We start from the raw sequence: 21,626 nt of genomic DNA, 5'->3' as shown, positions 1-21,626 counted from the left end.
AACAGAACTATATAGGCAATTGCAGCCGCCGTGGCGGCAACTCCGGGGGAGGATCATCACCATGTCATGCCGCACCGCGTTTGCACGCGCATTCGTTGCTTGGCTTTGGCGCGGCCCGCTATTGTGGCTGGCGGGGACGGTGATGCTTGGCGCCTTGGCCACACCCGCGCTCGCTGCGGGCAAGGACTACGCCACCTGCTTCAGTGACGGCAAGGTTTCCGCCGACCAGCAGATTGTCGCGTGCACTCCTATCGCCGAGGACAGTGCGGAGATTCCCGATCTTCGCGTGAATGCCTATTTCTGGCGTGGCCTCGCCTCCGCGCAGAAGAACGATATCGACCACGCCGTCACCGACATGACCGAAGTGCTCGCGCTCGATCCGACATACGTGCCCGCATTTACCAATCGCGCCATTGCCTGGGAGAGCAAGGGAGATTTCGAGCGAGCCGTCGCGGACTACACTCGCGCGATCGCGCTCACGCCGGACGATGCCAACCTCTATGCCGACCGCGCCAGGGCACTCAACAAGAAAGGCGAGCATGATCGCGCCATTGTCGACTGTGACAAGGCGATCGACATCGATCCCGCCAATGAAATGGCCTATGGGGTGCGCGGCGTTGTGTGGGACGACAAGGGCGACGCGGTGCGGGCGCAGGCCGACTACGACAAAGCGGAGAGCGTCCGTGCGGACCCCGTCACGCCTTACAACGATCGCATTCGCTCGTGGATCGCCAAGCGCGATCGCAAGCGCGCCAAAGCTGATTGCAGGCACATTGCCGGCGTCGATGCGGACAAGGGGCGCGATTGCGCGCGCCTGATCGCCGAGGCTTTCGGCGAACCGCGCGACGGCGAGACCGGCCCAAACCCCGCTTCTGCTCAAAATGCGATTGGAGTGGAGTGGCAGGAAAAGGGCGACCATACCCGCGCCATTGCCGCATTCGACGAGGCGATCCGGCTCAATCCAGCAAGTTCCGCTTTCTACTTCAACCGCGCCAAGAGCTGGGGCTTAAAGAAGAATTATGCCCGCGCTATCGCCGATCTGGATGAAGCCGTTCGCCGCGACCCGGCCAACGCCCAGGCTTACCGCGTGCGCGGCATGACCATGGCCCAGGTCGGTAATTCAAGGGAGGCGCTCGCCGATCTCGACAAAGCGATTTCCATCAGTCCCGATGATCCAAAATCGTATTTCGAGAGGGCACTTGTCTGGGAGGCGAGTGATCCCGACAAAGCAATCGCGGACCTGGACAAGGCGATCGCGCTCGATCCGGCCAACGCCGACTACCGGAAGGAAAGGCTGAGTGTCCAGATTGGCAAGCGCGGGACGAAACTGCGGCAGGCGCCCAGCGCGGCGACCGGTCAGGCCCCGGTCCCAGTCCCCCGCTGAGCCGCAAGCGGCGGCCAAGCCTACCACGCCTCCCGTGTACGAGCCGCCGCAACCATACGCCACAAAGGATAATTCCGCCGCCATCGCCTGGAACCTCAAATCGGGGTTGCAAGAGATGCAGGTCGATCCCAAGGGCGCGATAGACACCTTCAGTTTTGTCATTCACCTCGACCCCTACAATGCCGATGCCTATTACAACCGATCGATCGCCGAGGCCTTGCTTGGCAATTTCGATCTCGCGGTCGGCGACTGCCGCCGGGCCGTCGAGCTCGATCCGAAGCGAACCGGCACGTGCTGGGAATACCTGCCTGGCGAACACGGCAAGCCGGCCGTCGCGCAACCAAGCAGGGATCCGGCGACCGCCAGAACTCTGCTCGAGCGCGCCCAGATGCGGCTGTCGAAATATGGCGTGGACGGCGCATTGCTCGATTTCGACAAGGCCATCAGCCTCGATCCCAAAAATGCCGACGCCTATTTCGGCCGCAGCCGTGCCAGGATGCTTAAGGGCGACCGGGCTGGCGCGGCAGCCGATTGCCGGCACGCCATCGAACTCGACCTGAAACGGACGGGAAGCTGCAGCGAACAGCTTGCTGGCGATGAGGGCAACCCTGCGACGGTACCGGACTTGGAGCAGTCGAAGCCGGCGACCGCCGCTGCAAAGCCGCAAACCGTCCGTCCTAATTTGACGGCCACGGACGACACCCTAGCTGCAAAGTCGCTGGAAACAAAAGACCCGAAGGCCCTGGAACTGATCCTCGGCGGCGATGCCTGGCTGGACATGGGCAAATACGACAAGGCGATCGGCGCCTATGACCAGGTGATCGTTCTCGACCCCGACAACCGCTTCGGCTATTTCGGCCGCGGTAAGGCCAGGGCCGCCACGCGCGACTACGGCCAGGCGATCGCCGATTTCAACCGGGTCATCCAGCTCGCCCCCAATTTCGCCGCGGCGTATTCTCGCCGGGGCCTCGCCAAGGTGACGTCCAGCGATGTCGACGGCGCTCTCGCCGACTGCGACCGGGCCGCCAAGCTCGACCCGAAGGCGCGCGACGCCTTTTATTGCAAGGGCATGGCCTGGCACGCCAAGGGCGACGCCGGGCGCGCCATCGCGGCCTATTCGGTGGCGATCGGCATCGATGCGAGAGACGACGCCAGCTACTATGCGCGCGGCATGGCCCGGGCCGACCGCAAGGACTATGACGGCGCCATTGCCGATTTCGACCAGGCGCTCAAGCTCGACTCCGGCAATGCCGATTACGCCGTCGCCCGCAAGGCAGCTGTGGCGACGAAAGGGCAAAGCGATGAGGCCGACGCTGCGGCCAGCGCGGATCTGCGGGCTGTCATGGCACTGTTGGAGCGCGGCGACGCCTTCTATGCGAAACGCAAATACGATCGCGCCATCGCTGAGTACAGCCGCGCCGTGGCGCTCGCACCAAATGAACCGTCGACCTGTTCGGCGCGCGCCAGGGCGCGCCTGCAAAAGGGCGACTATGACGGGGCCCTGGCCGACCTCGACCGAGCTTGAGATCGATCCATCCTACATCGCAGCCTATCACGGCCGCGCCCTCACGCTGATGAAGAAGCGCGAGCCGGAAAAGGCCATCGCCGATTTCGACCGCGCGATCGAAATGAAGCCGGACTATGCCCCGTATTACTTCGGGCGCGGCAGTGCCTGGTACTATATGGGCGACTTCGAGCGCGCTACCGCCGATCTCGACCGGGCGCTCGAGATCGATCCTAAATCCGACATGGCTCGCCAGGGTCGAAAATTGGCAATGGCTGCGAAGGAGAAAGCATCTCGCTCGAAAGCGCCCGGCAAGCTTACCAAGGGGATGCTCGACGGGGACACCCTCTCCCAGGGCCTCAAGCAGGCAAGCGCGATGGTGTTCTTCAACATGGGCCGCGCCCTGCAAGAAAAGGGCGACTATGCCCGCGCCATCGCAGAATTCGACCAGGCGATCGACCTCGATCCGAACAATGCCGCAGCCTATTATTGCCGTGCTCAGAGCCTTACCTTGAAACGTAACTTTGAGCAGGCTCTTGCCGATTACGACAAAGCCATCAGCCTTGCCCCCACCGAAGCGAAGATTTATGCGGATCGCGGTTTAGTGCGGATGAGCCGGCATGACAGCGATGGCGCATACAGCGACTTCCAAAAGGCGCTCGGTCTCGATCCCAAAAACGTGTCCGGCTACTATGGCCGAGGCGTGATCCGGAAAACCAGGGGGGACTATGACGGAGCCATTGCCGACCTCAGCAAAGGCATCGAGCTCAATCCGAACTTCGCCCGGCTATATGAGGCGCGAAGCAAAGCATGGGAAGCCAAGGGTAACCGCAAGCGTGCCGAGGCCGACCGCAAGAAGGCGTTGAGCCTCGGGGGAAATTGAACAGGTATCTGAAAGGCCGGCGGATGTCGCGTTGGAAAGGGTTGGGCGTAGCGGCGGTCGGCGCTTTGGCTTTCGTCGCGGTGAAGGTGCTGCCGTGGGCGCTCGGCTTTGCCGGCGGCAAATATCTCTATCAGACGCTCGCGGGATCGTCCGCGCCCAAGGCATTGACCAGCGCCGACATAAACGCCGAGGTCGAGAAGCAGGACTTGCAGATCTTCAAGGCGATCGCTCAGGAATTCCCGGACGACTACAGTGCCTTGATCGACAAGATCACGGTCGCGGCCAGATCGGGAAGCGAGCAGGAGGTTCGCGCTGCGAGCAGGGTTGGGGTCGCCGAGCTGCGGCGCAAATATGCGTCGCTTTTACCCTCAGCCCCGGACAGCGAAGCCGCGCAAGCACTTTCCGCCCAGCTCGCCATGCTCAATCATCTGATGGAGCGTCAAACGCCAGCCACCTGTAACAATTACTTGCGCATCGGGCCGGACGCGGTCAGCGCGCCCGACAATGATTTTCTGGTGGACCTGGACAGGATCGGCGCGACGCTGTTCCACGCCTTTGGCGCCGCCAAGAAGAGCGGCTTGCCGGCAGCTGTGCCCGGAGATCAGGATTGGTCGCTGGTCGCTGACGCTTTCACCAAAAGCGGCGGCACGCCGGCAGAGATGGACGCTATAGCAAGCGCCAACCAGGATTTCGCGGGCCTGTGCCCCGCCGTCGCCAAATTCTACGCGGCCGCCCTGTCGCTGCCGGGCGAGCCCGGACGGCACATCAAAACCGCCATGCTCTACGCCATTGCGAAGAATTAGGCGGTGTGCCTGGCATGTCTTGACGAGACGTGGCGTTCCTTCGCGCCCCGGTCTGTCCTGCCCTATGCGGCCAATGAAGAGCATCGATCTCGCCTATCGCACCCTATACGCCGAGCTTGTGCAACGCGGCCTCGACGCCTCCTTCGAGACCGATTTCTCGACGGCCGGCAATTTCGTGCGCGTGCCTGTGAAAGGCCGTGACTACTGGTATTTCGAGGAGACGCGACCGGAAAAGTCCAGGCGCTATGTCGGCCCGGCCGAGAATCCAGAGATCGCCAAGCGGGTCGCAGCCTTCAGGCAGATCAAGGACGATCTGAGGAGCCGCCGCAAGCTGATCTCCACCCTTACGCGCGACACCGGCCTGGCGGCGCCCGATCCGTTCACCGGCGATGTCGTCGAGGCGTTGGAGAAGGCCGGGCTCTTCCGGTTGCGCGCGGTTCTCATCGGCACCGTCGCCTTCCAAACCTATGCCGGGTATCTAGGCGTCAAGCTGCCTGGAGCCGCGCTGCAGACCGGAGATGCCGACTTCGCCCAGTTCCACTCCGTCTCGGCCGAGGTCGACGACAGCATGCCGCCGATTATCGAGGTGCTGAAAGCGATCGACCCGACATTCAGGCAGATCCCGCACCGGGCCGATGCCGCGCGCACGACGCAGTTCGAGAACGCCTCTCGTTACCGGATCGAATTCCTCACCCCGAACCGCGGCAGCGACGACCATGCCGACCACGCAAGCCCGATGCCGCCGCTCGGTGGCGCCTCGGCGCAACCCTTGTGCTTCCTCGATTTCCTGATCCGCGAGCCGGTCAGGACAGTGCTATTGCATCGTTCCGGTGTGCCGGTGCTTGTCCCCCGCCTGAGCGCTTCGCCGTCCAAGCTGATCGTCGCGGCACGTCGCGAACGAAGCGCTGCCGCGAAGCGGGAAAAGGACCTGCATCAAGCGGGCCTGCTGGTCGAGGCGCTCGACGTCACGCGTCGGCGGAACGATCTCGCCCATGCCTTCGCGGAAGCGTGGGAACGGGGCGATGCCTGGCGTGAGGCGCTGCGCAAAGGCCTGCAATTGCTTCAGCCGGACAGGCGCGAGATGGTGGACCTGATCCTAGGCAAAACGCTCGACGAAGCGCAAATCGACCTCGAAGGTTTCACGACGCGGCCCAAGTGAACTATCGTTCAAATTGTACGAAGCTCGCTTGACTACTTTTCGTACATTAAGTACGATAATTCCCTTCCTTTGAGGGGAACTTGCTTGAACACCGCGAACCATGCCGCTTTCGCCGATCTCTCCCGCCCAATTCTGTCGCCACTGCCGCTCAAGGAGCGCGAGCGCCTGGCCGGCGCCTGGCGCATGGCCAGCCAGGACATCGCCGACGACATCCGCTTCATCCGGCAATACCTCAAGGTGATCGCCGAAGGGACCAGCGACTTTCCACCGGCACGCTGGTGCACGGCCGCGCCTATGTCGAGGCCTGCGCCGCCTGGCTGCCGGAGACTGTGGCGCGGTATCTGAGGAACCTCAGGCTCATCAGCGAATGCGAAAGCGCGATGATTGCGGCCAGCGTGCCCTTTGCAAAGGCGAGCGATGCCTGGGAGTGAGCATTCTCCCCCTTGTCCCCCTTACAACGGGAGTAGGGAAAAGAACGCCGGCGCCGCCCCAAAAACGCGAACAATCATGCCCTCTGCAACCTTCGGCTCTGCGCCTTCGGAAATGCATCGTTTCACACAATTGCCAATTGGTGGACGCCTGCGAGCGGCCGGGCGTTTAATTCCTCTCGGGCGAAGGAGGACATAGTCGCGTACCAGGGAGGAACTCGTTTGATGGACCAGCAAATCGACATCGGCATACTACCCGACGATCAGCCTTACGAAGTCACCTCATTTGCCAGGAAGCATGGCCTGACGATCCCGGTCGCGGACGCGGTGCTTTTTGCGAAGGGTCCGTCGCCATCGCGGGCTGCCTGCGATACGGCAGCGATGGCATTCCTCTGCGCGGTTGCCCAGTATGCCAGGAAGCAAGGCGCGCGGTAGCCGTTCGGCGCCCCTCCCTTCTCCCCCTTTTTGGTAGAAGGCACGCCTCGCGAAGCTCGGCCGGATGCGAGTGTTGGAGGGAATGAGGCTGGCATTTTCAAGCATATCGCCAAGCTGGAATAGCCCTCATCCGTCTCGGCGCTTCGCGCCGATCCACCTTCTCCCGCAAGGGGAGAAGGTGGCGTACACCTACAGGCGAACTGCTGCCCCGCATTGCCGCCGACGACGCTGCCGGAAAAGGCAATGCCGAGCGTGGCGGTCAGCCTGCCGCCGTGGGCGAAGCTCAGCACCGCAGCGCCGGTGACGCCGAAGGTTCGGCGTTCGCCGGCATTGCCCTAGTTGACGCGCAGGCCGAAATGCTCGCCCTGGACGAGATCCGGTTCTGCAAGGGCGGCCGAGATCGAAGCGTTCGTGGGCGCCATGTCTATTAATAGTCTCTAATTAAAGATTGGATACGCTCCGCCAAGTACTACGCCGCGAACGCATGGCGTGCGTCCGCGCGCAAGGGACCTCTCGTCATGGATGACAGCGGGCCGGCGGCGCGTGGGCCGCCTGAAATCAGGCCTTGGCTTTCGGCTTGGCGGGAGCCTTTGCCTTGGCCGGGGCCTTGGCGGGCTTTTCCGCCTTCGCCGCCTTTGGCTTGGCGGCCTTGGCGGCGGCCGCCTTTTTCGGCGCGGCCTTGGCCTTTGGCTTCGCGGCTCCATCGATCTCGGCGGTCGCCTGGTCCCAGTGCTCCATATGCGCGCCTTCCGGCCGGCCTGCCCGTTCCCAAATCTCATGCGCCCGCCGGCGAATGCGTTCCTGCCTGTCGTCCGTCACTGTCGCCTCCTTTAAATGGGGCCGTTCCCCGACGGAAACATTAGCCGAATTTTCCGGTGGCGTCTTGCGCATCGACGCATGAAGGCCTGAACTTCGGGCAGCGATTTCTTCAGTGCTCGACGGCGATAACGGCGACGCCCAGATGCGCTGCCTTTTTTGTGATCAATCCGGCCAAATCGGCATCAGAGCGCTCGGTCCCGGTGCGCTCGCGCAGAATGGCGATCGCATCCTTCATCGACAGCAGGCCGGTGCAATGCTCGGCGAGAAGCTTGTCAACGTTTTTGGCGATGTCAGGTGATTCGACATGGGGATGGTGCATAGCTGCGACTCCTTTCTAGGAGCCGGCATCCCCCCGCCTATGGCGGGAGGATCGGGGCTCGTAAGCACAAAGATTACTCGATAACCTGTATCACTCTGCGTGTGCCAGGGTCGACAAGAACCGTATGGTCGTTGACGACAGTGTACCTGTACTGAACGTCCGGCACCGTCTGCAATTCAACCGTATCCGGCACCGTGGAGCCTATGCCGAGCTCGAGGCCTAGAATATTGACCGAGGCCACAGGATGCTTGTGGACATATTCCTTCACAACGGTCTGCTGCTCAGGGGTGACGATCACCTCGTCCGCAGCCGCAAAGCCGATACCGGCCATCAGAGCCAGGCCGGCGACAGCAGGAATGAGGGTGGTTTTCATCATAAGTCTCCTGTTGCGTTGGCGAGCTCCGCACCGCCTCCGCCTGAGCGGAAACATCGGCAGATCGAACATAGGAGCTCGCGGGGCAAACGCCTGCGGAAGGCTGTTGTTCCCTCCGCGGCGGCTAATTGATTTTTCTCGGCGGGAACCGCCGGGGCGACTTCGCATTGTTTGAATTGAACAATTCGACAAGCGGAAGGCCCGCCATGAATGAAGTTCACGTCACAAGCGACATGCCACTGCGCACGCCGGTGGCGATCGCAGTCGGGGCTGGGTTCAAGCGCGAGATCGCCTCCCTGGGGGCGATGCAGAATTTCCTCAAGGAATGGCCGGAGGCGATGCGGGGCGACTGTCATGCCGCGGCGATGCAGGCCTGCGAGGCGGCATGGGCTGGAGGGATAAAACTAGGGGCAGCACGGCAGGCCTTCCTCGCCTTCGCGGAGAAGGCCGGCATCCTGTGGACCGGCGTCGACCCGGTGACGGCGCTGCGCGAGGCCAAGATCAGGCGCGGCAGGATCAGGCGCGCAGGTCAGCAGCAGTCGCGTCGGCAATGGCCGCTGGCGTGACGGACGAGCTTTGGAAGATCGCAGATATCATTGCGCCCGTTAGGGAAACCGGAAAGCCTGCCGTGCGCGGTCCCTGCAAAAGCGCGCGATAGAGGCTGAATAGCCCGGCTTGCTTTCTAGGCGACACAGGATTGCAAGCCGCACTACCCAGCAAGGCCAGTTTTACGGCAGCCTACCCTTTCAAGCTCTATCGATAGCTCATGAGCGTCGATTATGCCCTGTCCGAAAGGCTCATCACCTTGAGCGCGATCTGGCTTTCGATCGATCGAGGAGGCCGCTCGGTTTGGTTGTGCGCGGCAACCCGGCGCTGTTCGATCGGCGGGCGTCCGACCAAAGGCTTTGCCGGCACTGGTGCGGCGCCCGCGCATCGCCGCTTACTGCCGCCCACGCGCTGGACGGCAGCCGGCCGACATCGGATGGCGGGGGAAGGCTACTGTCGGTTAGGCGACGATTCGCTGAGTGCCTCGGTGACGAAGGATGCGGCAATCAGGTCGTCCGCATCGATGCGTAGGGAGCCCTCGCCGCCCCCCATGATGGCCGCGACCTTTTGAAAGGTCTTCATTTCGTGTTCGGTGATCCGGGCGTCCCGCATCCTGGCCCTGAGATCGGCTACGCGCATCCCGAGCGAGCGGGATGTTCCGATTTCTCGTTTCGACATGTTGGTCAGTCCTCCTCCCCCAGCCCATGCCTGTTTGCCGCCGCCCGAATCCGCATCTGCATCATGCCAATGGCTTATGTTGCTTATGAGGCAACGCGGACCCAGAGGCGGCAACGCGCACCCGGACGGAAGGTTCCGTTAGCGTATGGTAACAAAATAATACTGGGTTATGACCCGCCGGTCGCAACGCGCGCGACGGGTCATTTCGGTTTGCCGGCCGACATTAGCGGCCGTTTTTACTGAAGCACCTCGACGATTCTGCGGGTGCCGGGGTCGACAATGACCGTCTGGTTATCGACGACGACGTAGCGATATTTGACGCTCGGCACTTCATGTAGCTCGACCGTGTCCGGAAGGGTGCTGCCGACGCTCAGCTCGACGCCCGGAACCTTTATCGAGGCCAGCGGCTGCTTGTGCACATATTCGCGGATCACCGTCTCCTGCTCAGGCTGGATGATGACGTCCTGGGCGGCCGCGGCGCCCACACCGGCGAGAAGCAGTAGACCCGCGGCGGCTGTGGTCAGGTGCATTTTCATGATCGTCTCCTTTTGCGGATAAGTCGCCTCCTCCGCTGCGCCTGCGATTTTTCACAGCCGGTCGGCTCTGGCCAAACGCCGGTGACCGCGCCTTGTTCCTGCAAAAATTTCGGGCGCGCTCTCCCATAACGTCATCGCGGCTTCGCAAAACATTTCGGAACAATGCTTTTCAGCCCGGGTTATCCGAGTGAAGGGACCGGCTTTCCGAGGAGGAATCCAATGAAGTATCTGCTTATCACGAGCATGATCGCGCTCGGCGTCGGTTGCGGCGCCGCGATGGCGCAGACTGAGTCCGCACAGCCGAGCGGCGACAACAACTGTGTCGCCGGCCAGGCCGACTGTCAGAAGGGTGGCAAGGCTGGCGAGCAGGCCCAGGGCAAGATGAAGATGAAGACCGAGCAGAATGCCCAGGGCAAGGCTGGCGCCAACAGCGAGGAACAGGCTCAAGGCAAGGCCAAGGTGCAGACCAATGAGCAGGCTCAGGGCAAGACCAAGATGAAGACCGAAGAGCAGGCCCAGGGCCAGGCCGGCACCAACACCGAAGAGCAGGCTCAGGGTACGGCCAAGTGCAAGACCGGCATGGCTAACTGCCCGAAGGGCACAAAGGAACAGGCCCAGGGCAAGACCAAGATGAAGACCACTGAGCAGAATGCTCAGGGCAAGACCGGCACGACCACCGAGCAGAATGCCCAGAGCAAGACCGGTACAGCCACCGAGCAAAACGCCCAGGGCACGACCAAGATGCAGACCCAGCAGAAAGCCCAGGGCAAGACCGGTACCACCACCGAGCAGAACGCTCAGGGTACCAACGTCCAGACCGATCAGAACAAGACGGCATCGATCGCCAATGTGACGGTCGAGCAGAAGACGCAGATCACGCAGATCATCCACGAGACCCACGTCCAGCCGGTTGCGAGGGTCGACTTCGACATCTCGGTCGGCGTGGAGATTCCGCGGCATAAGATCCGCCTGCATCGAGTGCCGGCCCGCATCGTCAAGATCGTCCCGGCCTATGAGGACTTCGACTACTTCGTGCTGGCCGACGGACGCATCATCATCGTCGATCCGGACACCTACGAGATCGTGGCGATCCTGGAGGCCTGATCCGGACAGCATTTCCGCCAGGAGGAGGCCCGCCGCGCCGCAAGGCATGGCGGGTCATTTTTCGCGGCGCGGAATTCGCAATGGAACAGGCTTCATAGATCCAAACCCCACCGCCTTCGCAAGAAAGCAGCGGGGGTTGGCCTCCCGCCGATGAAGGGACGTTCTCGGCGGTCGTGCGGGGATTGCGGGATGGTTGAGACTCTAGGCGCGTCGCGCTGAAGCGAATTCAGGCGACGCGCTTTAAGGCTTTGTTTTGATGCATGTCGTTCTCACAAAACCGCTGCGCACTTTTGGGCGACATTAGCCGAGCAGGATTCCGGCAGCCGCGAAGACGATGCAGAGGCCGAAAACAGGCGCGAGAAGCCACCGCGCCTCATAGACGCTGCGGTCCATCAGTTCCTCCTGATTAACGTGATGGAAGGGAACGGATCGGCCTCGGCTTGGTTCCTGTGTCGGAGGTCCCGGACCGCAGGTCCCGACGGCACTAAGACCTATGGCCGGGAGGCTCCCTGAAGTCTTGCGATCCACCCGGAAAAAGTGCAAGGGTCGGGACGGGTAGAGAAATGGGCGAGATCGTCGGGACCGGATGCGGTCACGGCGCTCGGTTGGGCAAATGTATTTTCCGCAGTTTCTTGTGGGAATGACGGCAACGCTCCTGGTGGTCCTCGGATGGACCTACGCGTCCACCGGGTCGGTCTGGGAGTCGCTGGGCTGGACGTTCCTGGCAGGCGTGGTGCTGCAGGCAGGCTACTTCGTGGCCGTGCTGTGGCTTGTGCAAATAGAAAGCCGGGTGACGGACGAGAGCAAGGCGACCGACGCCGGCGCCCCCGCCAAGCTGCCAGGCCCGTTCGAGCGGGACGGCATCGTCTACGCGCTGATCTCGCGGCTGTTCCCGAAGCTGCTGCCGTAGCGATCGTCCGCCTCAGAGTTCGGCCGAAACGCCATCGCTTCGTCATCCTGGAGCGAAGCGACGCGGCGCAGACCCCAGACCCTTACATCAGAATGCGGCTACGGTGCAGAATTCTGCGCCGCGGCGCTCTTCGGCTAAGGTAACGGCATGGAGGGTGTCCGCGACGGAGCTTCGCTCCTGCTCCGCCTCGGATGACGACGGCCGGATGCCACGCTTAACTCCAGACGTCGTGGCGGCTCTACCGAAGCAACGGCGGATAGGTGCACCCGAACCGAAAGCGCGTCGTGCCGAAACGAGTTCGGACGACGCGCTTGCCGGCGCGGCGCTATGCTGGTCAGCGCGCTGGGGCGGCCGTGGCCGAGCGCACCGTCTCCGTTGACGAGAAGACGACGAAGCCAAAGACCAGCACCGCGGCGGCGACGATCAACGAGCCTATCGCCACGACCGGCTCGATCTCCGGACGGCCCGCCGCCAGCATCCAGTAGAGCGCCGGCAGCATGATCACGATGCCGACCGTATAGAGGCCGTAATGGATCATGGCGATGCGGCGCTCGGCCTTGGCCGGATTGAGCGCGTAGTAACCGCCGAAGATCGCGCTGGTGACCCAGCCGAGAAGGTTGATGTGGGCATGCGCCGGGAAGGCGCCGTGATCGCCCGAAATCGCCATCTGCAGCCCGGCAGCTATGCCCAGAATGAGAAAGACGATGGCCGTCTTGAAGAAAAGTTCGGAAACCCGTGGCATGTTGCTGTCCTCCCAATGCCCAGTGAAACCCTCACCCCCGAAGTCTACACGCCGCAAGGCATATTAGCCACGACGCACTGAGGGCGAAGGCGGGTTTTGGTGTGGATGAACCATTCAACGCCGGCGGAACAGCGCCCCCCTTGTGCCCTGGCGGGCATCTCCCCCACAAGGTACGGCTGAGCAAGCCCTCGCCGGAGCAAAACTCGACCAGCAGCCCGCCCGGCGCGGCAGGGATAAGGTCGGCGATCATGTCGATCTGGCGTTCGCGTTCGGGAACGAAATAGCGCCCATAGTCGAGAAAACTGCGGGAATTGTTCTCGTTCCAGTGCTGCGCGCCTTGCATGTCCGCCATGATGTGCTCCTTCCTTTTCGGCCATGCTGCCCGAAGCCCCGTCTGCCGGCGTGATGCCCGGCTGAAATTCGGCTGAAATCGGCGTGAGGCGGCGGACCGCCGATCCCAGGCCTACAAGGGGAGATCGATGTCACCAACGAAAATGCCGCCGGGCTAAGGCCCGGCGGCATGGCAGTTCACCTTCTGGGAGGTTACGATCGCCTTACGGCGTGGATGTCGCCGCGGCGGCCTGGTCGATCTTGCCGGCCAGCACGCCCTTGGCCCAGTCCGTCACCTCCTGGTCGACCGGCTTGTTGGCCATGTCCTGCAGGGCGGCGTCGAGCGAGGCATCATCGGGGGCAGGTGTATTGTCAACCGCGGCCTGTGCATCCGCGACCGCTTGGGTGTCATCGGCGATTGCCGTGTTCTGCGCGTCGATCTGCGCCTGCACGTCGGCGATCTGCGCGTCGAGAGCCGCCTGCTGTTCGGGCGTGAAGCCGGTTGTGTCAGTCGCATTCAGGTCGGCGAGCTGCTGATTGAGCCCGTCAAGCGTGGCCTGGTCGGCGGCCAGCTTGGCGTTCGCCGCGTCGAGCTTGGCCTGCGCGTTCTTGGCCGCAGCCGCCTGCGTCACATAAGCCTGGACGCCTGCGAACTTCTTGCTCTTGGAATTCATGTAGGCGTTGATGTTGCGCTGGAGCGAGTTCAGCCGGCCAAGCTTGGCATGGATGTTCTTTTCCTTGGGCGTCGCGGCCGTTTCATCCGTGATGTCGTCGGTCGTGTCGTCCTGCGACTTCGCCACCTGGCCCGGAGCCGATGCCTTGCCGTGCGAGGCGCTGCTGTTGCCCTTGCCGCCGCCGTTGCCACCACCGTTACCGCCGCCATTGCCGTTGCCGCCGCCATGATTGCCGCCGCCATGGCCGCCACCGTTGCCACCGGCCCCGGCAAGCGCCGGAGCAGCCGCGAGCGCCAGAATGGCCAGTGAAGCCAGAAGTGTCTTTCGGATCGTCATCGTGTTTCTCCGCAGGTGAATCGCCACCACTGCCCAACCGCTAGGCTGCCTCATATGAGAATTCCCTAACGGCTTGGAGTAACTTTTAGACAAATACCGTCGCGACAAGGGAGCAAACCAGGGAAACAATCCCGGCATCGACCGAGACTCTACATTAACCTGTTGAAATTGTTACGTAAAAAAAAGGACTGGTGCTAAGTACACCCTACGAAACAATGAAGGCCCATGCCCCATCGGACCATGGGCCCAACGCACTGCAGCCTGCGTCGGTCAAGCAAGGCGAGATCCTTGTTTATGCATTGGTTTTCGCAATAAGGGCCGCGCCGGTTTCGAGCGACGGACAGGAGAGGCGCTGGCGCCAGAGCGCGCGGGCGCGCAAACGGTTGTCTTCGCGCAATCCAGGGACGGCCGCCGTTATATACTAATCTATATCTTCCCCGAACCTGCTCTTTGCTTCGTGCGATTCCGGGTGGAAAGCCGCTCACACTTTTGCTGGAACTGCTCTAGCTGCCGATCAGCGGCACGTTAACGGTGGTGGAGTAGTTGATCGGAAAATCGCTGAAATACGGGAAGCTGATGACAAAGGCGTAGCTGGCGTTGACATGCGCCATCTTGAAGCCGCCGCTCGGCGGATCGGTGGTGATCGTGACATTGACGTCCTTCAGGCCGAGCGCCTGCAGCCTCTTTGTCGCGATTGCCTGGATCTGGGCCTGGGTCATCGTGTTGTCGAGCTGCAGCGAGCGCGCGGAGGCCTCCAGCGCGTAGCGCACGCTGGACTCGCTGTTCATCGACCAGCCGAAGGCGAAGATGCCGAACAGGAGCATGATCAGGAAAGGTACGATCAGCGCGAATTCAATCGCGGCTCCGCCGGAGGCATTGCCGGCAAACGCCTTCACTCTCTGTCTAGCGGACACGGATCACCTGCTGATGGCCGAGCGCGGTGTTGTTTGGGAAGGGGCCGAAGGTGAAAGGCGGAACCCAGGTGCCCGACGCCTGGATCTGGACGAAGACCGAGGGCAACTTCTGGCCCGTGCAGATGGTGGTCGAAGTGACCACGGTCGTACCGCACTTGTAGGTGCGGGTCACCGCGATCGCGGCATCGGCAGGTTTCTTCTCCCAGCTCGCGAGCGCGGCGGCCTGGACGGCAGTATCGTCGCTCGCGCCGGCCAGCAGCAGGTTTGCCGCCGTCTTCACGCCGGCGCGCATCGCCATCGAGCTGGTGACATAGGACCAGCCATCGGCGATGCCGAAGAGCGCGGTGCACAGCACCGGCAGCACCAGCGCGAATTCCACAGCGGCGGCGCCGGAGCGGTTCTTGCGGAAGCGGATCGCGAATGGTCCCATGCCGCTACTCGACGATCGCAATCGACGGGGCCGCCGGGAGGTTCTTCATCCCGAGGCTGGTGCAGTCCTGATTGATGGTCGAATTGCCCGACCACTGGATCGTGTCGGCAACGACCTGCGTGCAGCCGTTGACGCCGGAGAAATTGCCAAGATAGTTGACCTGCTGCCTGGGGAAGTAGATGGCCCCGGTCAAAAGCGAGTCCGCGGTGCCGTTGAAGGTGCTCTGCGCCGTGGTCCCCGTTCTGTCGCCGTAGAACAGCACGCCGGAATAGGTGCCCGAGGTCGGCGCGCTCAGCGTCACCGTGGCGTTGCCGTTCATGCTGACAGTGTTGCTGCCGGCCATGTAGATGGTCACGCCGGTGCAGGGTGTGGCGCAGGTGACGACCGCACCGGCGTTGATCTTGAAATCGCCCTGCACGACATAGGTACCGGAAGAAAGCGCGACATTGCCCTTGAGGTCCATGCCGTTGCAGTAGGTGCCGGCCTGGAGTGTTTGCGACGTTTTGCTGCCGTTGACTTTCGAGCACTGGCTCGAGGCCGCGGGCGTCGGCAGGCTGGAGAACGGATCGGCCACAGGCAAGGACTTGGTAATCGGAGACTTACAGACCGTGGTGACTGGATTGTTGAGCACCATGCCGCCGACCGAAACCAGGCAGTCGGCTTTGAGCGACGCCGAGCCCTGGGTCTTGATGGCATCGTCGGCGATAGAATTCGACGCGATGACGCAGCCGCTGAGCTTGACGGTGGTGCTGCCGGAGAAGAGCACCGCCTGCGAGGCCGACGGATTGAGCGCCTCCATGCAGCCATAGGCGCCATCGGTGATCAGCGCCACCGCCCTCGCCTGCTCCGGCACCTTGCTCTGACTGAAGATGGAGGTGAACACCCGGTCCAGGTTCTGGTTGAGGATCACCTCGACCGCCTTGTTGGCCGTGTTCGGTCCCGAGGTGGGCGGGGTGTGGACAACTATGGTGCCGGTACCCAGCCCGTTATCGGTCGCCGACTGGGTGGCGGCCGTCGTGATCGCCGCGGTGTCGGATCCCGCGATCTTCTCCAGCGCGCCGGCATAGGCGGAGGCGTCAGCCGTCGCCTGCAGCTTCAGGCTCGAATAGTACCAGTAGGAGGTCTCGACGCCGAGCCCCGCCCCGCCGACGACAATGGGCAAGGTGAGCGCGAAGATGATGGCGACATTGCCGCCCTCGCCGCTTCGCAGGCGACGGCAAACGAAATACCTGAAGATTAGACCGAATGAGGCCATGGCCGAGCGCGCCCAAGCTATCCCAGCCATCACGTTCAGCACCCGGCAATAAACGAATGGCTAATTTTTTTCCTCGACTTGCGATTTTCAGACCCCTGAGCGCGTATTTACCGCCCTGCGCCGCAGTCACTCAGACTTAGGTCCCAATCCACGTAAGACCTAAGGTCAAGATACGGATAAATCAGCGATTTTAGCATTTGCTGCATTTTATCTTTTTCGGAAATCGGTCGTAGAGGCGGCTGGGGTATTTCTTCGTGGTTTCCGGCGAGGGCGCTGCCATGATTAGACGGTTCTGGGCTTCGACGCGCGGCAATTTCGCGCTGGCGACCGCGATCGCCATGGTGCCGCTGATGCTCGTCGTGGCCGGCGCCGTCGACGTGGTGGGCACAAGCGACGACGCCGCGCAACTGCAGAACTCGCTGGACGCGGCAGGACTCGCGGTGGGCACGAAGTACCAGCCGAGCATGTCGTCCGGCGATGTGCGGCAGCTCGGCCTGACTTTCTTCGCGGCCAATATGAGCGCCGCCGACGCCGGGGAATATTCGGGCAGCCTCGACGCCTTTCAGGCAACGGCCAGCGGCGATCCCAGCGCCTACACCATCTCGCTGTCGTCCAGCATCAACCGCCCGGCTTTCGTCAGCGGCGCGCCCGCCTGGCAAGCGATCCGCTCCGCCTCCGTGAAGGTCAAGCCCGGAGCGCAGGCGTGCGTGCTCGCGCTCGATCCGCATGTGGGCTCTGCCGTCAACCTGCAGGGCTCGACCAATGTCGCGATGAACGGCTGCGTGATCGCCGCCAACTCGGACGCGGCTGCCGCCGTCAACCGCGGCGGCTCTGCGATCGTCAGCGCCGCATGCGTCTCGACGGTCGGCTCGACCTCGGGAATGACGCCGCCCAACGCCACACTTTCGTGCGGCGCGCCGCTCGAAAACCAATACGCGTCCTTCGATCCGCTGGCCAACGTCACCCCGCCTCCCTACGGGCTTTGCCAGTCGATGCCCAATGGCAAGACGATCACGCTGTCGCCCGGCACCTATTGCGACAAGACCTGGTCGGGAAAGATCACGCTCAGCCCGGGCACCTACATCCTGCGCAACGTCACCATAAAGCCCGGCGGCAATGGCAGCCTCACCGGCCAGGACGTGACGATCTTCCTGATGGAAGGCTCGCAGATCTACATCAACGCCAATGAACAGGTGAATCTCTCCCCGCCGACCAGCGGTCCTTATGCCGGCATCACCATCTTCCAGGATCACGGCAACATACAAGCGCTGACGCTGAACGGCGGGGCCGGCTCGCTGGTGAGCGGCTTCATCTACGCGCCTGACGGGCCGATTTCCTACGCCGGCAATTCCGATATGAACGCGCAAGGCAGTTGCCTGCGGCTGGTCGGCAAAACTGTCGAAATGACCGGGAACTCGGCGGTGAAGTCGGACTGCGCGGCCGAGCTCGGCAACCGCGAGATGTATGCCGGCAGGATGATCACGCTGGTGAAGTGAGATGGCGGGGGCGCCACTCTCCCCGTTGAGGGGAGATGGCCAGAGGGGGTCGTCTCACTTCGAGGCGACCCCCTCTGCCGCCTTTGGCGACGAGGCGTAGATCACAGTTCGCCGACGATATCGGCACCCGCCTGTTCGTCGAAGAGCACCGCGCACCCGCGCTCCAGCGCCACCTGGCTCAAGGCATTCGCAGCGTCTTCGTCCGACGAGACGAAGTCGCCGGTCAAGACACGCAGTTCCTCGACGGCTCTCGACATCGAGACGAGGCGCCCGGCCGCGCGGTCGCTCGCGCAGGCATCGACGACGCAGATAAGATCGATGAGTTCGAAGCTGTCCATGGCGGCCTCCGCCCGCAGCATCCCTTCGTGGGAATCAACGGCGTGGCGGGCGGCGGGTTCCGCTTGGAGTCGTTGCGGTCACGATTTCGACGACGGCCTGGGCGGCGCGCGCTTGAGATCGAAGCGGAGCGGCAGGCAAGGCTCGAAGCAGGCGCCGCGCTCGGAGCCGGTCGTGGTCGCATCGACCGTGAATGGGACCACGATCTCGGCCCGGCGTTCCGGCCAGAGCGGTCTGCCGAAGGCGAGGAAGACGCCGGCGCCGCGCACTTTTCCTGGAATTGCTGATAGAGGTGCCCGCCACATCGCAGGAGATGGCGGGCCCTCCGTTGTCAGCCGCCGATGAAGGGACTTTGCTCGACGGCCTGTGAAGCAATGAATGGCCGGCGCACTTGTTTCCAGAAATCCGGCCGCTCGGGCCTCTGCGTTGCAAGGTAAGACTTCAGTCCCACCGCGCCTGGACCGTAGCCCGAACCGCTCGCTTGGCTCTGCCCGCCGGCGGCGGTCGATCGTTTCGACCAGGCGCAACCAGTTGCCCGGCAGCGCGTTCGTCGAATGGCTACTCCAGCTTCGGCCCGCGCACTCCTTTGGAAGACGCGGGCCCTTTTTTCGCGCCGGGGGCCGCTCAGTCGTCCATTTCCATTGGCTGATGGCCCGGCCTTTGATGCCAGACGACCTGGCGAAAATCCGTCAGTTCGACGACTTGCTCGCAGACCGGACAGATATAGTTGTCGCAACACTGGCGAAGCGCCGGCGGGGTGCGGCGCCCTGACGCGAGCGGCGGACGGGTTTCCGTTTTGACAGCCTGATGAAGCATCGGTTTCCTCCCTTTTTTAGTTTGATTGCCTCCGGCCTAGCTGTCCCCGCCACGGCTTCGCCCGCCGAGCATGCGGCGCGCATTTGAGCGAGCTCGAAATTGTCCGGGTTGGGGATCGCGACGGCGGCGACGAGATCGTCCGGACAGGTTGCCGAGGATTCATCGAATTCTCCCTTTTGGGGCGAGAACGGATGGTCCCTCAACCATCGTCGTGCCAACGCTTGGAACAGCAAATCACCGGCATGTCGTGCCTGCAATAGCCGTTGCGTGGCAAAATCGATTTCCTGCCGCGCCCGGCAATTAAATTAGCAGTCACTCAATAAAAGGCGTATGAAACAGACGGCGGTCACCGACGACCGCGCGTCAGGCTCCGCTTGGAAGATGGGAGGATGCCATGGCCGAAGCGCCAATGAACGTCACCAAACTCGAATCCAAGTCGCACAACGATCCCGACGAGGTCCGCTCGCCCGCCAAGACGCGCGTCGAAGTGGTGCGGCTGCCGGGCTACACGATCGGGCGGCTCAACATGGAGCCGGGCTGGAAATGGTCCGAATGCGTGAAGCCAGTGGTCAAGACCGAAAGCTGCCAGGTCTCGCATGTCGGCTACGTCGTGTCCGGGACCATCACCGTGCGCATGAACGACGGGACGCAGAAGACCTTCGAGGCCGGCACGTCCTACACAATTCCGCCCGGCCATGACGCTTGGGTGGAAGGCAATCAGCCGTTCCAGTGCATCGAAGTGCTCAGCGCCGAGCAATACGCCAAACCGGCATAGCAACCGCCGATCTCCCCTCGACGGGGATTATCCGCGCAACCACCTCCGAACGCCTCGGTTGCACGAGGTTGTAAACGTTCTCATGTCCAGCGCGGCGGCTTGACAAGAGACTGGTTTTGTTCTCTTTATGTTCCAGCAAACACCTCATACAAAAGTTCTTACTAATGCTGCGGCGCGGTATCGGCCGGAGATGGGAGCGCGCGATGCCCGCCATGAACGCCGCGTCATCCGCCACCATCCTGCATGCCGATCTCGACGCCTTCTACGCCTCGGTCGAGCAGTTGCTCGACCCGTCGCTGCGCGGCAAGCCGATCGCGGTCGGCGGCGGCGTGGTGCTCGCCGCCTCCTATGAGGCGAAGGTCTTTGGCGTGCGCGGCGGCATGCCCGGCCGCAAGGCGCGCGAGCTTTGCCCGCAGCTCATCTTCGTCGGCGGGCGCTTCAGCGAATACCAGCGTCTCGGCGACGCCGCGATCAAGGTGCTCGACGATTTCACGCCGCTGGTCGAGCGCATCTCGATCGACGAGGCCTTCGCCGATGTCGCCGGCTGCACGCATCTGTTCGGACCGCCGGAGGAGATCGCCAGGAAAATCCGCAGCCGCGTGAAGGCCGAGCTCGGCTTGCCGATCTCGATCGGCATGGCGCGGACGAAGCATCTCGCCAAGATCGCCTCGCAGGTGGCCAAACCCGACGGGCTGGTGGTGGTCGAGCCCGGCACCGAGCTGTCCTTCCTGCACGATTTACCGGTCTCGCTGATGTGGGGCGTCGGTCCGGCGACCAAGGCCAGGCTCGCCGAGATCGGCGTCGAGACCATCGGGCAGTTGGCGCGCACGCATAGCGGCGCGCTGGAGCGGCTGATCGGCCACGCCGCCGGCCAGAAGCTCGCGGCGCTCGCCTGGAACCGCGACCCGCGCCGGCTGGAGACGCATCGCCGCGCCCATTCCGCCGGCGCGCAATCGGCGCTCGGCCGCAAGCCGGCGCTGCCCAGCGTCTTCGTGCCGACGCTCCTGCATCTCGCCGACCGCGTCGCCAGCCGCCTGCGCGCCAAGGACCGGCCCGGCCGCACCGTGACGGTGCGCGTACGCTTCGCCGACATGCGCGCTGTCACCCGCTCGGTGACGCTGGAACAGCCAATCCAGGCCACGACGATGCTCGCCGAGATCGCGGAAGAGCTGGTGCGCGGCGTGCTCGCCACCCCATCCGGGGGAAAGGGAAATCTCGCTGCTGGCGATCTCGGTCTCGCATCTGGAAGAGCATGCCGAACTGCAGCTCGAGCTGCCGCTCGGCTTGGCGGATGAGAAGCTGAAGCCCGGCAGCCGCAAAGGCCTCGCCCGCTTCGGCGCCGACCGCGCGATCGACAAGATCCGCCGGCGCTTCGGCAAGGAGGCCGTCGGCTACGGCACCGTGGCGCTGGAAGCCGCGCGCTCGGTGCCGGATGCGTTCAGGGAGCTGGCGGAGAAGGAATTGTGAGGGAGGCTGGGGCGGAGCAACTGCCCAATCTCCCCACTTTGGGGACCCCTGCGAGGGAGGTGTCCGGTAGAACAGAGGCTTAGGAGCGCCGCCTATCGTCTTCGTCATCAACTCTGAGGAATCATGGCGTCCCGGAGCCTGGCATTTAGGGTGACGACGATCTTTCGCATGACG

The 21,626-nt window shown here is 63.1% G+C and carries 26 protein-coding genes and 1 pseudogene; 13 read left to right on the top strand and 14 right to left on the bottom strand.

The genetic code is table 11. The annotated features are described in order from the left end of the window. The first annotated feature begins 61 nt into the window (after nucleotides 1-61). The 7 genes from RFN30_RS21005 (at nucleotide 62) to RFN30_RS20975 (ending at nucleotide 6,596) form a co-directional block, all read left to right on the top strand. Nucleotides 62-1,384 (top strand): tetratricopeptide repeat protein, encoded by a 1,323-nt coding sequence (locus RFN30_RS21005; RefSeq protein ID WP_320263999.1) that lies wholly within the window; start codon nucleotides 62-64, stop codon nucleotides 1,382-1,384. A gap of 115 nt (nucleotides 1,385-1,499) precedes the next feature. After that, entirely contained in the window at nucleotides 1,500-2,909 is a 1,410-nt protein-coding gene (locus tag RFN30_RS21000; protein ID WP_320263998.1) for a tetratricopeptide repeat protein, read from the top strand. Then, nucleotides 2,875-3,771 carry a tetratricopeptide repeat protein gene (locus RFN30_RS20995; protein WP_320263997.1) on the top strand — a complete coding sequence of 299 codons (897 nt, stop codon included), beginning with the start codon at nucleotides 2,875-2,877 and terminating at the stop codon, nucleotides 3,769-3,771. The genes RFN30_RS21000 and RFN30_RS20995 overlap by 35 nt, the downstream gene beginning before the upstream one ends. Nucleotides 3,772-3,794: 23 nt before the next feature. Further along, nucleotides 3,795-4,574, top strand: coding sequence for a hypothetical protein (locus RFN30_RS20990; RefSeq protein ID WP_320263996.1), 780 nt, complete (start codon nucleotides 3,795-3,797; stop codon nucleotides 4,572-4,574). 73 nt (nucleotides 4,575-4,647) lie between these two features. Next, complete coding sequence (locus RFN30_RS20985) at nucleotides 4,648-5,733, top strand: nucleotidyltransferase family protein (protein ID WP_320263995.1); 1,086 nt, start codon at nucleotides 4,648-4,650, stop codon at nucleotides 5,731-5,733. A gap of 84 nt (nucleotides 5,734-5,817) precedes the next feature. Continuing rightward, nucleotides 5,818-6,078: a hypothetical protein gene (locus RFN30_RS20980; protein WP_320263994.1), complete on the top strand. Its 261-nt coding sequence runs from the start codon at nucleotides 5,818-5,820 to the stop codon at nucleotides 6,076-6,078. 308 nt (nucleotides 6,079-6,386) lie between these two features. Continuing rightward, nucleotides 6,387-6,596 (top strand): hypothetical protein, encoded by a 210-nt coding sequence (locus RFN30_RS20975; RefSeq protein WP_320263993.1) that lies wholly within the window; start codon nucleotides 6,387-6,389, stop codon nucleotides 6,594-6,596. A 558-nt stretch (nucleotides 6,597-7,154) separates the two neighbouring features. On the opposite strand, the gene RFN30_RS20970 is transcribed toward RFN30_RS20975, so the two are convergent. The 3 genes from RFN30_RS20970 to RFN30_RS20960 all read right to left on the bottom strand — a co-directional run bounded on the left by RFN30_RS20970 (nucleotide 7,155) and on the right by RFN30_RS20960 (nucleotide 8,107). Further along, nucleotides 7,155-7,415, bottom strand: a complete 261-nt coding sequence (locus tag RFN30_RS20970) for a DUF2934 domain-containing protein (RefSeq protein WP_320263992.1) — start codon at nucleotides 7,413-7,415, stop codon at nucleotides 7,155-7,157. 109 nt (nucleotides 7,416-7,524) lie between these two features. Further along, entirely contained in the window at nucleotides 7,525-7,734 is a 210-nt protein-coding gene (locus RFN30_RS20965; RefSeq protein ID WP_192254275.1) for a hypothetical protein, read from the bottom strand. A gap of 73 nt (nucleotides 7,735-7,807) precedes the next feature. Beyond that, a complete protein-coding gene (locus RFN30_RS20960) occupies nucleotides 7,808-8,107 on the bottom strand; it encodes a DUF1236 domain-containing protein (RefSeq protein WP_320263991.1) in 300 nt (99 codons plus the stop codon). Nucleotides 8,108-8,313: 206 nt separating this feature from the next. Between RFN30_RS20960 and RFN30_RS20955 the strand changes: the two genes are divergently transcribed. Further along, nucleotides 8,314-8,673 (top strand): DUF982 domain-containing protein, encoded by a 360-nt coding sequence (locus RFN30_RS20955; RefSeq protein WP_320263990.1) that lies wholly within the window; start codon nucleotides 8,314-8,316, stop codon nucleotides 8,671-8,673. A gap of 430 nt (nucleotides 8,674-9,103) precedes the next feature. Here RFN30_RS20955 and RFN30_RS20950 read toward each other — a convergent pair whose 3' ends face one another. Together RFN30_RS20950 and RFN30_RS20945 are read right to left on the bottom strand one after the other, a co-directional pair. Beyond that, on the bottom strand, nucleotides 9,104-9,331 hold the full coding sequence (locus RFN30_RS20950) for a hypothetical protein (protein ID WP_320263989.1): 228 nt from the start codon (nucleotides 9,329-9,331) through the stop codon (nucleotides 9,104-9,106). A 236-nt stretch (nucleotides 9,332-9,567) separates the two neighbouring features. Then, nucleotides 9,568-9,867, bottom strand: a complete 300-nt coding sequence (locus RFN30_RS20945) for a DUF1236 domain-containing protein (RefSeq protein WP_320263988.1) — start codon at nucleotides 9,865-9,867, stop codon at nucleotides 9,568-9,570. A gap of 219 nt (nucleotides 9,868-10,086) precedes the next feature. Here RFN30_RS20945 and RFN30_RS20940 point away from each other — a divergent pair, with 219 nt between their 5' ends. Continuing rightward, entirely contained in the window at nucleotides 10,087-10,971 is an 885-nt protein-coding gene (locus RFN30_RS20940) for a DUF1236 domain-containing protein (protein ID WP_320263987.1), read from the top strand. 640 nt (nucleotides 10,972-11,611) lie between these two features. Beyond that, complete coding sequence (locus RFN30_RS20935; RefSeq protein ID WP_320264238.1) at nucleotides 11,612-11,881, top strand: exopolysaccharide production repressor protein; 270 nt, start codon at nucleotides 11,612-11,614, stop codon at nucleotides 11,879-11,881. A gap of 334 nt (nucleotides 11,882-12,215) precedes the next feature. On the opposite strand, the gene RFN30_RS20930 is transcribed toward RFN30_RS20935, so the two are convergent. The 6 genes from RFN30_RS20930 to RFN30_RS20905 all read right to left on the bottom strand — a co-directional run bounded on the left by RFN30_RS20930 (nucleotide 12,216) and on the right by RFN30_RS20905 (nucleotide 16,592). Continuing rightward, on the bottom strand, nucleotides 12,216-12,623 hold the full coding sequence (locus tag RFN30_RS20930; protein WP_320263986.1) for a hypothetical protein: 408 nt from the start codon (nucleotides 12,621-12,623) through the stop codon (nucleotides 12,216-12,218). 31 nt (nucleotides 12,624-12,654) lie between these two features. Then, nucleotides 12,655-12,975 carry a hypothetical protein gene (locus RFN30_RS20925; protein ID WP_320263985.1) on the bottom strand — a complete coding sequence of 107 codons (321 nt, stop codon included), beginning with the start codon at nucleotides 12,973-12,975 and terminating at the stop codon, nucleotides 12,655-12,657. 202 nt (nucleotides 12,976-13,177) lie between these two features. Continuing rightward, complete coding sequence (locus RFN30_RS20920; protein WP_320263984.1) at nucleotides 13,178-13,963, bottom strand: hypothetical protein; 786 nt, start codon at nucleotides 13,961-13,963, stop codon at nucleotides 13,178-13,180. Between the two features lie 503 nt (nucleotides 13,964-14,466). Then, complete coding sequence (locus tag RFN30_RS20915; RefSeq protein WP_320263983.1) at nucleotides 14,467-14,877, bottom strand: TadE/TadG family type IV pilus assembly protein; 411 nt, start codon at nucleotides 14,875-14,877, stop codon at nucleotides 14,467-14,469. Then, the gene (locus RFN30_RS20910) at nucleotides 14,867-15,307 is read right to left on the bottom strand and encodes a TadE/TadG family type IV pilus assembly protein (RefSeq protein ID WP_320263982.1); all 441 of its coding nucleotides are present in this window, start codon (nucleotides 15,305-15,307) and stop codon (nucleotides 14,867-14,869) included. The genes RFN30_RS20915 and RFN30_RS20910 overlap by 11 nt, the downstream gene beginning before the upstream one ends. 4 nt (nucleotides 15,308-15,311) lie before the next feature. After that, the gene (locus RFN30_RS20905) at nucleotides 15,312-16,592 is read right to left on the bottom strand and encodes a TadE/TadG family type IV pilus assembly protein (protein WP_320263981.1); all 1,281 of its coding nucleotides are present in this window, start codon (nucleotides 16,590-16,592) and stop codon (nucleotides 15,312-15,314) included. 248 nt (nucleotides 16,593-16,840) lie between these two features. On the opposite strand from RFN30_RS20905, the gene RFN30_RS20900 reads away from it, so the two are divergent. After that, nucleotides 16,841-18,058 carry a pilus assembly protein TadG-related protein gene (locus RFN30_RS20900; protein WP_320263980.1) on the top strand — a complete coding sequence of 406 codons (1,218 nt, stop codon included), beginning with the start codon at nucleotides 16,841-16,843 and terminating at the stop codon, nucleotides 18,056-18,058. A gap of 101 nt (nucleotides 18,059-18,159) precedes the next feature. Here the strand turns inward: RFN30_RS20900 and RFN30_RS20895 are convergent, their stop codons facing one another. The 3 genes from RFN30_RS20895 to RFN30_RS20885 all read right to left on the bottom strand — a co-directional run bounded on the left by RFN30_RS20895 (nucleotide 18,160) and on the right by RFN30_RS20885 (nucleotide 19,210). Continuing rightward, nucleotides 18,160-18,396, bottom strand: coding sequence for a hypothetical protein (locus RFN30_RS20895; RefSeq protein ID WP_320263979.1), 237 nt, complete (start codon nucleotides 18,394-18,396; stop codon nucleotides 18,160-18,162). A gap of 78 nt (nucleotides 18,397-18,474) precedes the next feature. Next, entirely contained in the window at nucleotides 18,475-18,663 is a 189-nt protein-coding gene (locus RFN30_RS20890) for a polymerase (RefSeq protein WP_320263978.1), read from the bottom strand. 355 nt (nucleotides 18,664-19,018) lie between these two features. Continuing rightward, nucleotides 19,019-19,210, bottom strand: a complete 192-nt coding sequence (locus tag RFN30_RS20885) for a hypothetical protein (RefSeq protein ID WP_320263977.1) — start codon at nucleotides 19,208-19,210, stop codon at nucleotides 19,019-19,021. Nucleotides 19,211-19,604: 394 nt separating this feature from the next. Here RFN30_RS20885 and RFN30_RS20880 point away from each other — a divergent pair, with 394 nt between their 5' ends. Continuing rightward, nucleotides 19,605-19,985 (top strand): cupin domain-containing protein, encoded by a 381-nt coding sequence (locus RFN30_RS20880; RefSeq protein ID WP_320263976.1) that lies wholly within the window; start codon nucleotides 19,605-19,607, stop codon nucleotides 19,983-19,985. A gap of 212 nt (nucleotides 19,986-20,197) precedes the next feature. Next, nucleotides 20,198-21,452 (top strand): annotated as a pseudogene (gene dinB / locus RFN30_RS20875) (DNA polymerase IV). Nucleotides 21,453-21,626: the final 174 nt, after the last annotated feature.

The organism is Mesorhizobium dulcispinae (genome assembly GCF_033977345.1).
Taxonomy (GTDB): Bacteria; Pseudomonadota; Alphaproteobacteria; order Rhizobiales; family Rhizobiaceae; genus Mesorhizobium; species Mesorhizobium dulcispinae.
This window is presented reverse-complemented; position numbering and strand designations above follow the sequence as displayed.

Excerpts from the sequence above, each read along its gene's own strand:
- RFN30_RS21005 (WP_320263999.1), top strand. The coding sequence starts at position 62 with ATGTCATGCCGCACCGCGTTTGCACGCGCATTCGTTGCTTGGCTTTGG.
- RFN30_RS21000 (WP_320263998.1), top strand. The coding sequence starts at position 1,500 with ATGCAGGTCGATCCCAAGGGCGCGATAGACACCTTCAGTTTTGTCATT.
- RFN30_RS20995 (WP_320263997.1), top strand. The coding sequence starts at position 2,875 with ATGACGGGGCCCTGGCCGACCTCGACCGAGCTTGAGATCGATCCATCC.
- RFN30_RS20990 (WP_320263996.1), top strand. The coding sequence starts at position 3,795 with ATGTCGCGTTGGAAAGGGTTGGGCGTAGCGGCGGTCGGCGCTTTGGCT.
- RFN30_RS20985 (WP_320263995.1), top strand. The coding sequence starts at position 4,648 with ATGAAGAGCATCGATCTCGCCTATCGCACCCTATACGCCGAGCTTGTG.
- RFN30_RS20975 (WP_320263993.1), top strand. The coding sequence starts at position 6,387 with ATGGACCAGCAAATCGACATCGGCATACTACCCGACGATCAGCCTTAC.
- RFN30_RS20965 (WP_192254275.1), bottom strand. The coding sequence starts at position 7,734 with ATGCACCATCCCCATGTCGAATCACCTGACATCGCCAAAAACGTTGAC.
- RFN30_RS20960 (WP_320263991.1), bottom strand. The coding sequence starts at position 8,107 with ATGAAAACCACCCTCATTCCTGCTGTCGCCGGCCTGGCTCTGATGGCC.
- RFN30_RS20955 (WP_320263990.1), top strand. The coding sequence starts at position 8,314 with ATGAATGAAGTTCACGTCACAAGCGACATGCCACTGCGCACGCCGGTG.
- RFN30_RS20950 (WP_320263989.1), bottom strand. The coding sequence starts at position 9,331 with ATGTCGAAACGAGAAATCGGAACATCCCGCTCGCTCGGGATGCGCGTA.
- RFN30_RS20945 (WP_320263988.1), bottom strand. The coding sequence starts at position 9,867 with ATGAAAATGCACCTGACCACAGCCGCCGCGGGTCTACTGCTTCTCGCC.
- RFN30_RS20940 (WP_320263987.1), top strand. The coding sequence starts at position 10,087 with ATGAAGTATCTGCTTATCACGAGCATGATCGCGCTCGGCGTCGGTTGC.
- RFN30_RS20935 (WP_320264238.1), top strand. The coding sequence starts at position 11,612 with ATGACGGCAACGCTCCTGGTGGTCCTCGGATGGACCTACGCGTCCACC.
- RFN30_RS20930 (WP_320263986.1), bottom strand. The coding sequence starts at position 12,623 with ATGCCACGGGTTTCCGAACTTTTCTTCAAGACGGCCATCGTCTTTCTC.
- RFN30_RS20925 (WP_320263985.1), bottom strand. The coding sequence starts at position 12,975 with ATGGCGGACATGCAAGGCGCGCAGCACTGGAACGAGAACAATTCCCGC.
- RFN30_RS20920 (WP_320263984.1), bottom strand. The coding sequence starts at position 13,963 with ATGACGATCCGAAAGACACTTCTGGCTTCACTGGCCATTCTGGCGCTC.
- RFN30_RS20910 (WP_320263982.1), bottom strand. The coding sequence starts at position 15,307 with ATGGGACCATTCGCGATCCGCTTCCGCAAGAACCGCTCCGGCGCCGCC.
- RFN30_RS20905 (WP_320263981.1), bottom strand. The coding sequence starts at position 16,592 with ATGGCTGGGATAGCTTGGGCGCGCTCGGCCATGGCCTCATTCGGTCTA.
- RFN30_RS20900 (WP_320263980.1), top strand. The coding sequence starts at position 16,841 with ATGATTAGACGGTTCTGGGCTTCGACGCGCGGCAATTTCGCGCTGGCG.
- RFN30_RS20895 (WP_320263979.1), bottom strand. The coding sequence starts at position 18,396 with ATGGACAGCTTCGAACTCATCGATCTTATCTGCGTCGTCGATGCCTGC.
- RFN30_RS20885 (WP_320263977.1), bottom strand. The coding sequence starts at position 19,210 with ATGCTTCATCAGGCTGTCAAAACGGAAACCCGTCCGCCGCTCGCGTCA.
- RFN30_RS20880 (WP_320263976.1), top strand. The coding sequence starts at position 19,605 with ATGGCCGAAGCGCCAATGAACGTCACCAAACTCGAATCCAAGTCGCAC.